Genomic DNA, 11,953 nt, shown 5'->3' on the forward strand with positions numbered 1-11,953 from the left:
GCGCGCGCGTGGGCGCGCCCTGCGCGGCTTCGGGCGGCGGGGCGTCCTCACCCTGCGGCGCCGTGTCCGCCGCGCCCGTGGGCGCCGCGTCGGGCACGCTGCCCTCGATGCCCGAGCAGTCGGGCTCGCCGGCCCCCGCGTCACCCTCATTCGGGTCGATGCCGATGGCGCGCAGCCCCTCGTCGGTGATGCGCGCCACGATCCAGGTGCCGTCGTCGTCCTGCCGCCAGCCCAGCCCGACATGGTCCCGCGAGGCGTTGATCTCGGTCAGCAGGCTGTTCTTGATCAGGCTGCGGAACACCGCGTTGCGGGCCGCGGCCGGCAGGGTCTTCGGCGCGCGGGCGAGGCCCATCTCGTGCTGCGCGGCGGCGCTCAGGATCACGCGCTGGCTGTCGGAAAGCTTGGTCATCGTGGTAATCTCCGGTTCCGGGTGCCGGTCATCGGCCCCTACTGCCGGGAGCCCCGCCGGCGCTGCCGGTCGGGGCGGTGCGGGAGTGGCCCGCGTCAGGCTGCGTATTCGCCGCGGCGGAAATGCTGGTCCGCGATGTCCTTCAGCTTCGCCGTCGCATCCGAAAGCCAGGCCGCTTCGCCCCAGAGCACCGTCTCCGGATCCGCGCCGAAATGGTCCGCGCTGGCCTGCGCGAGTTCCGCGAGGAGGGCATCGAATTCGGCTTTCTTCGCGAGGAAGGCGGCCAGGCTGCGTTCCTGGTTGCGGGCAGCGCGGTCGGTCATGCTGGTCTCCGTCGTGGTGCAGGGCATCCCCTGCGTGTGACGGACCATTCCCGCTGTGCCGCGCACGAGCCAAGCAAGATGCAGCGTCGTGAGATTGCTATGATTCGGCGGTCTGGATCACATCATGACCGATGGCACCGCGGGCCGCGGCGATGTCTGCGAAGATGCGATCATCGCCCTCCAGCACCGCCGCTTCGCCGGCCGCCTCCTGCCAGCGCCGCACGATGACATCGGCATAGGCGGGATCGATCTCCAGCAGCACGGCTCGCCGCCCCGTGCGCTCCGCCGCGATCATGGTGGTGCCCGAGCCGCCGAAGCAGTCGAGCACCGTGTCGCGCGGCTTGCTGCTGTTGCGAATGGCACGCTCGACCAGCGCCACCGGCTTCATGGTCGGGTGCAGGTCGTTGCGCGCTGGCTTGTCGAAGTGCCAGACATTCCCCTGGTCGCGCGCGCCGCACCAATAGTGCTGGCTGCCCTGGCGCCAGCCGTAGAGCATGGCCTCGAATTGCTGGTGGTAGTCGGCGCGACCGAGCGCGAAGGTGTTCTTCGCCCAGATGATGGTGCTCGACCATTTGCCGCCCGCCTCCTGCCAGACGCGGTGCAGCGTCGGCCATTCCGATGAGGACATGCAGACGTAGCAGGCACCCTTGGTGACCGAGAGCAGGTTGGCCAGCGCCGGCCGCAGGAACTCGGGAAAGCCACCGCCGAGGGCGTCATTGGCGATGGTCATTTTGGCCGATGTGCCGCCCTCATAGGCGACGTTGTAGGGCGGATCGACGAAGCCCATGTCCGCGAGGTGGCCAGCGCCGAGCGCGCGCTGCACATCGGCCAGCTTCGTCGCATCACCGCAGAGCAGCCGGTGTTCCCCACAGCGCCAGAGATCGCCCGTACGGGTGACGGGCACCGCGGGCGGCGGCGGCGCCTCGTCGGCGTCATCGCCGAGGCCGGCGTCGGCGGCGGCCAGCAGCCGGTCCAGCTCCATCCCGGAGAAGCCGAGCACGTCGAGGTCGACCACCGCCTCGTCGCGGATGCGGGCGATCTCTGCGGCGAGCAGCGCCTCATCCCACCCCGAGTTCAGCGCAATCTGGTTGTCGGCGAGCCGCAGCGCGCGGGCCTGCGCGGGCGAGAGATGGCCAAGCCGCAGCACCGGCACCGTGGCCAGCCCGAGCTGCTTCGCCGCCATGACGCGGCCATGCCCGGCGATGAGCACGCCGTCGGCATCGACGAGCACCGGGTTCACGAAGCCGAACTCGGCGATGGAGGCGGCGATCTGCGCCACCTGGGACGACGAATGCGTGCGGGCATTCTCGGCGTAGGGCACGAGGGATGCGACCGTCAGGGTGGAGACGACGAGGTCAGGCTGCATTCGCGATGACCTCCTGCCTCGCTGCGGCCACGGTGTCGTAATCGCGCCCGTCATCGGCCAGCGTCACCGGCATGTCCGGATGCAGCATCCGCCACCGCGCCACAGCGAGGTCGACATAGGCCGGTGCCAGCTCGATCGCCCGAACGCGGCGAGCGGTGCGCTGGCCGGCGATGATGGTGGTGCCGGCGCCAGCGAAGGGCTCGAACACCACGTCGCCCTCATCTGCATAGGCGCGCATCAGGAAGTCAGGCAGGGCGACGGGGAACACCGCGGGATGCTCCGTCTCGATGCCCCGGGCCTTGTGCCGCGTGATGCGCAGCACGTTGTCCGGGATCCGGGTCTCCTGCACGCCTTGGCCGGCATGCTGCCACTCGCCGACGCTGCCGTCCTTGGCGCGCAGCCCGCCCTTCTCGGAATTGACGTGCCCTGCCCAGCGACAGGGGATGATCTTGTTAGGGCGCCGGGCCTCACGATTGAAGTGGAACAGAAGCTCGAAGGCGGGAGAGAGCCGCCCATTCCAGTCGCCCGGAAGGCCCGGCCCCTGGTCCCAGGTGTAGAGCCCGAAGCGCCGCCAGCCGCGGGCGCGCATCCAGTCGAGCCAGCCGGCCCAATAGGGCTGCCATTCATTGTCGCGATGGATCAGCCCGAGGTTCACCAGCACCTGGCCATCGGGCCGCATGGCCGCATCGAGATGCTGGAACACGCCCTGCATCAAGGCGTCCCAATCCGTGCCGCCGCCGGTGGTATAGTCCCGCTGGTTGCCGTAGGGCGGCGACGTGAACAGCAGCGCCGCACGTTCCTCGCCCATCACGCGCGCGACCGAGGCGGCGTCGGTGCTGTCGCCGCAGAGCAGGCGGTGCTCGCCCAGCAGCCAGAGATCGCCAGGGCGGGTCACGGCCTGGCGCGGCGGAGCCGGATCGGCATCGGCGGGATCCTCCGCCGGCTCCTCCTCGGAGCCCGCCGCGCCTGCCGCACCGTCCCCCTCGGCCGGATCCGCGGACAGAGCCTCGGGCGCGTCGCCGTCGGACACGGCATCTCCAGCCGCCGCGAGGATGTCCGCGAGCTCATCCGCCGAGAAGCCGAGCGCGCCGAGGTCGATGTTCGGCACCGCCTGCACCGCGGCGAGCGCGTCACGCAGCAGCGCCTGGTCCCAGGTCGCGTTCTCCGCGATGCGGTTGTCGGCGAGCCGCAGCGCCTCCTTCTGCGCCGCGGAGAGGTGCCGCAGCACGATCACCGGCACCTTGGCCATGCCGAGTGCGGACGCCGCCTCGAGGCGACCATGGCCGGCGATCAGCACGCCGTCCTCGTCCACCAGCAGCGGGTTGGTGAAGCCGAAAGCCAGCATGCTGGCCTTTATCTGCTCGAGCTGCGTGGCGCTGTGCACGCGCGCGTTGCCGGCATGCGGGCGCAGCTCCGCCACCGGACGCAGCAGGATCTTCGCCGCCATCCAGGGGAGCGTCATTATGCCATCCGGTTTGCAGGTGGTTTGCAGGGCTGCGGCCCGGCGTCGGTTTGCAGCTAACGATCTGAAGCAGCTGGCGAAGGCTGCAAACCGCAAACCATACTTCCGGCCTGGCGCTAGCGATGTTGCGCGCTTCCGCCCCCCGCATACGCCGGGCCCAGGAAGGACCCTGCGGCTCGCGAGCCACTGTCTCGATTGAGCGACGCTGTGGCTGGCGAGCCGCGGTGCAGAAGGCTGCACCCGCAATTCGTCATCGTGGGGAGAGTCTACGAGATGCGGATTCCGCTCCGCCAGCAGGTGAATTGTAACAGCGCGGAGCGGCCGTGCGTCGCTGTCTCAGCCCTTCGCAGCCTTGCGCTTCGCCTTCTTGAGACCGCCCAGCGCCGCCACCTTCAGTGACGGGCTCGCCTTGAACTTCACCGTCGCACCCGCCTTCACGGGCACCTTCTCGCCCGTGCGCGGATTCAGCGCCGTGCGCTTCGGCGTCTCGCGCACAACGAAGGCGCCGAAATCGGGAATCGTGAAACGGCCGCTCGCGACGATCTCACCCTTGATCGCCTCGATGATGTCGCCAGCCAGCTTGGTCGCCGCGACGCCGGACAAGTCAGTGGAGTTTGCGATGACGTCGGTCAGGAATTTCTTCGACACAGACTGGATCTCCGTTGCAGAGCGCGTGCCATAGCGAAGCCAAGGCAGACTGTCAGCAACCATCGTGGCATGGCTGTGCAGGCCACGCTGACTACAGCGCGTTGCGTGCGCGCTCCACGGCGTCCCGTGTCGCGACCAACGCCGCCAACGTGACGCCCGCCTGCTTCACCGCAGCTGCCTCGTCGGGATCGACATAGGAGACCTGCTCCTCGGCATCGACGACGCCGGACGCCAGCTGCTCGTGCAGTTCGTCCAGCCGGGTCCTCACGTCACCAGGATCGGCATCCGCCTCGCCTAGCCATTCACCGACGATGAGCTCGACCTCGCGCGCCATGCGCGTCGGCTGAACCCCACGCGCCGCCATCGTCTGCAGACGCATCAGCGCTGCATCAAGCGGGCGCGTCGTCGCCCGACGACGTGCTGCCATGACCGTCCTCCGTTGTGAGCACGGCCTCTCTATCATGTTCTTGTATTGTTCTCATAGGGGCGATATGGGTCCGCATGCCCGATGGCGAGCCGCCCCGCCTTCCTCCGCCGTGGCTGAGCGTCTCGACGCTGGCCGCCGCGCGGGCTGCGCGGCGACCTCCCGATCCCTTCATCAGGGTCGACACCAGCAAGGCGGTGCACGACGCCATCCTTGCCCATTATCCGGCCCTGCCATTCACGCTGATCGGCGAGGCCGCCGCCTTCGTGCTCGGCATGGAGTGACCAGTCAGGCGGCCCGCTGCCGCGGCACGAGGCCGTAGACCACCGCCAGCACCCCAAGCGCCGCCACCAACATGCCCTGGGCCTGCGCATGCCCAACGCTCCGCCCACCCCAGCCCTGGCGCAGTGCCCATTCACGCACGGAGCATTCGAGCCCGACGACGTGCCAGGCGCAGGAGCCGGCCGCACTCTCGAAGCCGCCGAGCGCCATCATGGCATGCGCCACCTGTTCGCGTGCTGCGACCTGGCGATCGGTGAGGGAATCGCCAGAACCGCCAGGAATGCGGATCAGCGGCATGGCACGCAGCTGATCCAGCGCCGCGACGCGGAACTGCCGGCGGAACACCGCGCCGGCATCGTGCATCTCCTGCGTGACGGTGCCGTTGGCGAGCATCTGCCCAAGGGTGTCGACCGTGCGACGGTGCACGACCGGCAGGCCGGTCTCGGGATCCGCTTCACGCACGGGCTCACCGACCGACCCATGCTGCAACCGCCACTTCGAGGGCTTCGTCAGATCCTCACGCTGCTGCGTCGCGCGCTTCGTCTTCCGCTTACCGGCCATGCCCCTGTCCCCCTGCATTGCGCGGCCCCCAGCGCCGCGTGGCTTCGTTTTGGACCGCCTGGCGCAGCCAGGGATCCGTGATGTCGTTCACGGGAATGGCGGCGACGCCATGCTCGTGCCAGGCACGGCTGCGCATCGCCTCGAGCTCCGCGACCGTGGTCGGGCTGCGCAGCCTGGCGAGGGGATTGCCTGCGAGGGCTGGTGCGCCGAACAGGCTCATGCCCGCCCTCCCTGGGCATCCGTCGCCCAGAGCAGCAGGGCGATGGCGTCCGCCTCGTTGTCGTCGGCCGGCGCGAAGCCGCGGGCCTGCATCGCCGCGATCATCGCCGCCTTGTCGGCATTCCCGCGGCCGGTCGCGAACCGCTTGATCGTGGCGACAGGCACGCCCTCGTAGGCGACGTTGCGCTCCTCGCACCAGGCAGACAGATGCCCGAGGAAGCCGCCATAGATGTGCGCAGCATCGGTCCCGGCATGGGCACGGACCTCCTCGAAGGCGACGCGGGTGAGGCCGCCGGTGAGCATAGCGAGCTCACCGAGCCATCCGCGGAAGCGGAGGTAGCGCATGCCGCCGCCTTCGAAGCGAGACGGACGGAAGGTCATGGTGCCGGAGGTGATGCCGCCGTCCTGGCCGCGCAGGGCCCAGCCGGTGGTGGTGCCGAGATCAAGAGCGAGCACGGCGCGACAATCGAGCGAGATCGGCAGCGGGGCAGCGATGGGCGGACCGCTTGCAAGCGCGGCGGGCATGGGGAGAGTCGCAAGAGCCATGATGGTCTCCGAGAAGGGAAGATCGTGGTGAGGGCGGCGACGGCGCGGTTCTTGGCGGAGCTCGCCGTCGTCGTCCGGCTTGGTGCGTAGGGAGAGGCAGGGAGGACCTCGGCACCAGGACCAACAGGACGGCGCACGCCGACCCAACCTGGCCCAACCTCGCCCGCGCTTCGCTGGCGATAACCCCTGTTGCTTCAATGGTTTACGCCGGCCCGTCCCAACGGCCCAACCTGGAGGGGGGTCGCAGACCCCATATATAGAGAATGCGTTCCTCTCCGCTTCTGCGCTTCCGCATCTAGGTTTCAGACCCGTTGGGACAGTTGGGACGTTGGGACAGACGGTCGCATGCGATTGATCGTGCTGTGCATTTTCGCGTCCCAACGTGGCGGGGAGGGTTGGGACGCATTGCAGGGGTTGGGGCGGCGAGGCGCAGCGGTGCATCACAGCAGTCGCTCCTGCTGGATGAGGCGGTAGCGCCACTCGCGGTGCGGGCCGTACTTATCCGCGCCCGTGGTCCTGAACCGCTCCCACTTCCGGGCCTTCAGGAAGGCGGAGACCCGCATCTGCTCGCTCCGGCCCCACTTCGCCGGTTCGAGGCCGAAAGCCTGCTCCAGGATCTCCCCGATCGAGACGTCGGTGAGCGGCGCGCGACGCGGGACGTAGCGGTCCTGCCAGTCCTCGTATTGGCCGGAGCCGACGTTGACCCGCTGCTTCTCGCAGACCAGCCAGCGTTCGATGCGGGCATCCCACGCATCCGCCTGGTAGCGCGCCTCCTGCTCGACCCCGGCGAGGGCGACTAGTTCCCGGTCATCGAGCCACCAGGGCGCCCCCGCCTTGAAGCGTGCGACGGCCTCCGCCCAGAGTTGGTCCCGATCACGCCGCAGCCCGTCCAGGTCGATGGCACCGCAGCGGACGGGCCAGAAGCGGCGATTGCCGGTCTCGTCGCGCAGATAGGTGTCGGGATTCACCGTCCCGGCGAGCACGCATTGCCGCGGCACGGTCACGACGTACCGCTCATAGGGCGGGCGGTATCGATCGGTGGTGCGGCTGAGGAAGGCCTTGATGCGAGAGACATCGGCCTGGCCCATCGCGTCGAGTTCGGCCATCTCGATGATCCACACGCCCCGCATCTGCTGTGCGGCGTCCTTCGATCCCAGCTCGGCAAGCTCGTCGGTGAACCAGGGCTCCGACGCCAGCACCTTCAGCGCCGTCGACTTCCGGATGCCCTGCGGCCCCTCCAGGATGAGCATGTGGTCGGCCTTGCAGCCGGGGCGCATGATCCGCGCGACGGCAGAAATCATCCACAGCGGCGCCATTGCGCGATTCAACGGGGTGTCGGCGGCACCGAGATAGGTCACCGCCCAGGCATCGAGCCGCGGCGTGCCGTCCCAGGCGAGAGCCGTGAGATAGTCCCGCACTGGGTGAACGCGGATGTTGCGCGCGACGGCGACGACGCTGCGGCCGACGACAACGGGCGGCACGTTGATTTCATGCCGCTGGAGCCATTCGGCGCAACGGACGTCATCCGCGTCGCCCCATGCCCGCGGCAGGGTGCTTCCGGCCGGCTCCCAGGGCAGGGCGCGGGTGACCAGGATCTCCTGTGCGAACTCGTCGAACACCAGCGCACCGGCAAAGGCTGCGTCGAGCGACAGTGCGGTGATCACGTTGGCTTCGTTCCGCTCTGGCGTGCCAGCAGGGTCCAGACGCAACAGGGAAGCCCAGCGTGGCCGAACGGGCGCCTGGTTCACATCACCGGTGGTATTGAGCCGCCGCCGCAGTTCGCCGAGCTGCTTCGCGAGGATGGACACGGCGATGCCCGTCGCCGACTTCACCGCGGCGAGGACCTGGCGTTCGGGCAGCGGCTCCAGCCGCGCCGTTACCAGCCGGCCGAGCAGCGCCGACAGCGGCGCCATATCCGGCGGATTGGTCAGCGCCGATGCCGCGGCGAGCAGTTCCTCCAGCGTGGCAGCGCCTGCGGGCTGGGTGCCGGTCCCAGGCGATGCTGCCGCAGCCGGCTCGGCGTAGCCCTCGGCCGTCACGCCATGCCGCAGGTCATCGTTGAAGTCATCGCCATGCAGCGGTGCGACGATGCGGGACGGAATGTTCGCGAGGTTCAGCTGGTCGGCGAGCGTCGCTGCGGCCTGCATGCCGGGCAGGCCAGCATCGGCGAAGATGGTGACGTGGGTGGTGCCCTCCGGCCACCGCCACCGACGCAGCCCATCAGCGGAGAGCGCCGCCATGGTCGGCACCCCGAAGATCGCCTGCGCGGCGAGCGCCGTCTCGATCCCCTCGGCGACGCCGATGCAGCCATCTGCCGGGAATGCCGCGAGGCGGACGGAGCCACCGGCGACCGGGCCGAGCATCTTCTTCCCTGGCGGCGCCTTCGCTGAGCCGTCGTCCAGCAGGTAGGTGCGATGGATGCCGCCGATTGGCTCGCCGGTGCTATCGCGCACGACAGCCACCATCCCCGCCCAGCCGCGCTTGGTGTCGAAGTCCGGCAGATCGGGGTGGAACAGCAGGTCGGGGCTGTCCGGCACTGCCAGCCCGCGGCTGCGGAGGTAGGTCTCGGCGGCGGTGCCGGCGAGCGGCTGGCAGCCTTCCAGCAGGCGCGCAACCTCGCGGCTGTGGTCTGGCCTCGGCTCCGGCGCACGCGACGGAGGCGCTGGATGGTCCATCCGTGCCAAGCGCGCCGCCTCGTCGAACAGCCGCGGCTCAGACGCCCCCGTCGCGTGATAGATGATGTCGATCGGTCCCGCGCTCTCGCCGGTGGCGTGGTCGAAGCCACAGCCGGCAAAGCGGCCCTCGAGGTGGATAACGCAGGAGCCCTCGCCGCGGGGTGGCCGGCCGGACAGGTCCGCGCAGCGCAGCGTCTTTCCGTCCGGCGCGCGACGCGCGTTCGGAAACAAGGCGGGCACCCAGTCCCGCGCGGTGTCCGCCAGCCGGCGCCGTACCTCTGCCAGATCATGCCGGAGCGGGGTCGCGCCGGCATCGTTCAGATCGATCAGCGCGGTCCTCATGCCAGGATCACCAGCCCCTGCTCGGCGCGGGTGATCACCGTGTAGAGCCAGCGCCGCCGGTCGAGATCGGTGCGGCCGAGACCGTCGTCCCAGACCACCACGTTCTCCCACTGCGAACCCTGGCTCTTGTGGCCGGTGATGGCCCAGCCGAAGGTCGCCTCGGTGAGCATGCGCTTGGACTTCCAGTCGCGGTCGTGGCGCTGCTTGTCGAAGGCGAGATGATCCTCGAAGTGACCCTTGTAGATGCGCAGCCGACCACGGCTGCCATCCTGCTGCGGCGGGCCGATCCGGTTGCCGTCCTCGTCCGTCACTACCGCGGAGAAGTAGAGGCTGCCCTCGTCGACGATGTCGGCGAGGGTGATGAACATGCCATTGATCAGCCCGGGGTCGTTCTGGTTCTTCAGGCAGATGATCTTCTCGGCGGGGCCGGTGGGGATTGCCGTGCCGCCGAAGCCTGCTGCGCGGCGCATGGCATTGTTCAGCTGCAGGCGCGTCGCGTTCATGCCGCAGATCACCTGGCCGCCGCGCAGCGCCTGCTCAGGCGTGACATCGCCCTTGCGCATCTTCCAGACGTGCCTGTCGTACTGCCCGAACGCGATTGGCTCGCCTTGCCGCGCCATGGTGGCGAGGCGGATGATGGCGCTTTCCTCCGCCTGGCGATGGATCTCGGTGAGCATGATGTCGGGCGCATCCTTGGTGAAGGCGCCTTCGCCCTGGATCGGCGGGAGCTGGCCGGGGTCGCCGAGAACCAAGATGGGCTTGCCGAAACTCATCAGGTCGCGCGCCATGTCCTCGCCGACCATCGACACCTCATCGAGCACGATGAGCCTTGCATGGGCGGCATCGCTCTTGGGATTGAGGGCGAAGCGCGGGCGCTTCATCTCGGCCACGGCCTGACGCATGGCCTCGATGCTGGCCTGGGCAGTGGTGCGGTCGAACCCCGTCAGGTGACGGGCGCCGGCGATTGCCTCCTCGATCTTGCCCTCCGCGGCCTCGACCTCCTCCTCGGTGGCCTCGATGACGGAATAGATGAGACTGTGGATGGTCCGCGCCGGCGTGCCTTTCCGGCGGAGGACCAGCGCCGCCTTTCCGGTGAAGGTGGCGGTCACCACGCCGGGCGTGCAGGATTCGCCATCCTCATCGCTGCGCTGGTGCTCGAGGCCGAGTTCCTCCAGCGCGAAGCGCAGCACGGTCGACTTCCCGGTGCCGGCATAGCCGAACAGGCGAAAGACCTGCTGCTGCCCGGTGTCGTTCTCGAACCAATGGCGGATGGCAGCGATCGCGCGATGCTGCGTGTCGGAAGGGGTGATGTCCGTCATGCAGGCACCTCCCAGCAGCGCGCGGCATAGTGGCAGAAGCGGCAGAGGTAGAAATCGCGGGCCTGCGCGATGCGCGCGGGCAACTCGCCGGCCTCGGCAGCGCGCAGGATGTCGACGGCGCGATCCGACAGCTGCTGTGCTTCGGCCGGCTCGAAGGGCACCACCTCATGGTGCAGGGCGAGCGTGTCGCGGTTCAGCGCAGTGAGCAGGGCTACCTCGAGGTCGAGGTAGGCCATGTAGAGCTGCACCTGGGCGAAGTAGATCGGCTTCGACAGGCGCAGGCCGCGCTTGACCAGGTCCGTCCAGGACTTTTGGCCGAGCGCCTTATGCTCCCAGAGGCTGGGCCAGCGGATTCCAATCTCGGGACCCGTGACTATGACGCCATCGGCATGGCCGCGCAGCTTCCCGCCGGCTGCGACAAAGCTGAACTGCTCGCCATCGGCGCCGCGGTCACGCAAATCGAAGCCCGCCTGGCGCAGCCAGCGAATGGACAGCGCCTCGAACTGATGGCCGGCATCGAAGATGCGGAGGATACTGCCGTCGAAGTCGCGGCCGACGTCCTTCGGCATGTGGGCCACCTCGTAGACGAGCTTGCGTGCGCAGGCCTCGCCGACCCGACTGCCGCCGAGATAGTCGCGTGGCCGCTGCTGCCGGTTACGCGCGACCAGCGCGGCATCGACATGCGCATTGATGCGTGCGGTGGTATCGGCACCGACAGACGCGGCGCGGCCATAAACGAGGCCGGATTGGTGGTTGAGATCGAGGATCATCGCCATCCTCAAAATGGAATCGGGTCGTCGAGGGGGTCGCGCTCGGCCGCTTGGCGCTGCATCGAGGCCTGGAAGCCATCGACGCAGGCCTCGATGATGCGGTCGATCTCGGTGGCGCTGCGGTCGTGGAACGGCGCCATGAGGTTCAGCTCCACCAAGACCTCGGCGAGCGGCCGGCGCGCATCCTTCACCGCGCGCGTCTCCATCGGGGTCTTGTCGATCACGCCGCCGCTCCGCCGTGCCAGTGCGCTGCCGGCGTCGCAGCAGCGCATCGAGCAGAAGGACAGCTTCGGATGGGTACCGAGCCGAAGCTCATGCACATAGCCAAAGCCCTTGGCCTCGCGACTGCAGAGAGCGCAGGTGAGGCGGCGGACCTGGTCCACCGGCGTGCAGCCAGGGAGGGGTGGCAGCATGGCTGCCGCGGGGCGCGGTGTCGGCCGCGCCCCTGCCCAGCGTCGTCGGGCCATGCCGCCATCAGCCGTTCAGCCAGGCCGGGCCGCCCGAGGCGGGCGCGGGAGGCAGGGGGGGCGGGGGCGCCGCCTGGGCGGGGGGCGGGTCGGGAGGGCACACGCCTGGACTCCAGTCACGGCCAGGACCCGAAGGCGGC

The 11,953-nt window shown here is 69.2% G+C and carries 14 protein-coding genes; 1 reads left to right on the plus strand and 13 read right to left on the minus strand.

Features of this window, described 5'->3' with window-relative positions:
• The 6 genes from HW578_RS15590 to HW578_RS15615 form a co-directional block, all read right to left on the minus strand.
• A partial coding sequence (locus tag HW578_RS15590) for a hypothetical protein (RefSeq protein WP_456308285.1) occupies positions 1–409 on the minus strand: 409 nt, incomplete at its 3' end.
• A 95-nt stretch (positions 410–504) separates the two neighbouring features.
• On the minus strand, positions 505–732 hold the full coding sequence (locus tag HW578_RS15595; protein ID WP_198371473.1) for a hypothetical protein: 228 nt from the start codon (positions 730–732) through the stop codon (positions 505–507).
• A gap of 97 nt (positions 733–829) precedes the next feature.
• Complete coding sequence (locus HW578_RS15600) at positions 830–2,098, minus strand: site-specific DNA-methyltransferase (protein ID WP_198371474.1); 1,269 nt, start codon at positions 2,096–2,098, stop codon at positions 830–832.
• Positions 2,088–3,560, minus strand: coding sequence for a site-specific DNA-methyltransferase (locus HW578_RS15605; RefSeq protein ID WP_198371475.1), 1,473 nt, complete (start codon positions 3,558–3,560; stop codon positions 2,088–2,090). The genes HW578_RS15600 and HW578_RS15605 overlap by 11 nt, the downstream gene beginning before the upstream one ends.
• Before the next feature lie 336 nt (positions 3,561–3,896).
• Positions 3,897–4,208, minus strand: a complete 312-nt coding sequence (locus HW578_RS15610; RefSeq protein WP_198371476.1) for an HU family DNA-binding protein — start codon at positions 4,206–4,208, stop codon at positions 3,897–3,899.
• Between the two features lie 91 nt (positions 4,209–4,299).
• A complete protein-coding gene (locus tag HW578_RS15615; RefSeq protein ID WP_198371477.1) occupies positions 4,300–4,635 on the minus strand; it encodes a hypothetical protein in 336 nt (111 codons plus the stop codon).
• 74 nt (positions 4,636–4,709) lie between these two features.
• Here HW578_RS15615 and HW578_RS15620 point away from each other — a divergent pair, with 74 nt between their 5' ends.
• Positions 4,710–4,916, plus strand: coding sequence for a hypothetical protein (locus HW578_RS15620; RefSeq protein WP_198371478.1), 207 nt, complete (start codon positions 4,710–4,712; stop codon positions 4,914–4,916).
• A gap of 4 nt (positions 4,917–4,920) precedes the next feature.
• On the opposite strand, the gene HW578_RS15625 is transcribed toward HW578_RS15620, so the two are convergent.
• The 7 genes from HW578_RS15625 to HW578_RS15655 all read right to left on the minus strand — a co-directional run bounded on the left by HW578_RS15625 (position 4,921) and on the right by HW578_RS15655 (position 11,759).
• Positions 4,921–5,475: a hypothetical protein gene (locus tag HW578_RS15625; protein WP_198371479.1), complete on the minus strand. Its 555-nt coding sequence runs from the start codon at positions 5,473–5,475 to the stop codon at positions 4,921–4,923.
• A complete protein-coding gene (locus HW578_RS15630; protein WP_198371480.1) occupies positions 5,465–5,695 on the minus strand; it encodes a hypothetical protein in 231 nt (76 codons plus the stop codon). The genes HW578_RS15625 and HW578_RS15630 overlap by 11 nt, the downstream gene beginning before the upstream one ends.
• Positions 5,692–6,240, minus strand: coding sequence for a crossover junction endodeoxyribonuclease RuvC (locus HW578_RS15635; RefSeq protein WP_198371481.1), 549 nt, complete (start codon positions 6,238–6,240; stop codon positions 5,692–5,694). Before HW578_RS15635 ends, HW578_RS15630 begins: the two co-directional genes overlap by 4 nt.
• A gap of 440 nt (positions 6,241–6,680) precedes the next feature.
• Complete coding sequence (locus HW578_RS15640; RefSeq protein ID WP_232478999.1) at positions 6,681–9,257, minus strand: VapE domain-containing protein; 2,577 nt, start codon at positions 9,255–9,257, stop codon at positions 6,681–6,683.
• On the minus strand, positions 9,254–10,576 hold the full coding sequence (locus HW578_RS15645) for an ATP-dependent DNA helicase (RefSeq protein ID WP_198371482.1): 1,323 nt from the start codon (positions 10,574–10,576) through the stop codon (positions 9,254–9,256). The genes HW578_RS15640 and HW578_RS15645 overlap by 4 nt, the downstream gene beginning before the upstream one ends.
• Positions 10,573–11,346, minus strand: a complete 774-nt coding sequence (locus tag HW578_RS15650; protein ID WP_232479000.1) for a hypothetical protein — start codon at positions 11,344–11,346, stop codon at positions 10,573–10,575. The genes HW578_RS15645 and HW578_RS15650 overlap by 4 nt, the downstream gene beginning before the upstream one ends.
• A gap of 8 nt (positions 11,347–11,354) precedes the next feature.
• The gene (locus HW578_RS15655; protein WP_232479001.1) at positions 11,355–11,759 is read right to left on the minus strand and encodes a DUF6511 domain-containing protein; all 405 of its coding nucleotides are present in this window, start codon (positions 11,757–11,759) and stop codon (positions 11,355–11,357) included.
• Between the last annotated feature and the right edge of the window lie 194 nt (positions 11,760–11,953).

Source organism: Roseomonas rosulenta, assembly GCF_016106005.1.
Taxonomy (GTDB): domain Bacteria; phylum Pseudomonadota; class Alphaproteobacteria; order Acetobacterales; family Acetobacteraceae; genus Neoroseomonas; species Neoroseomonas rosulenta.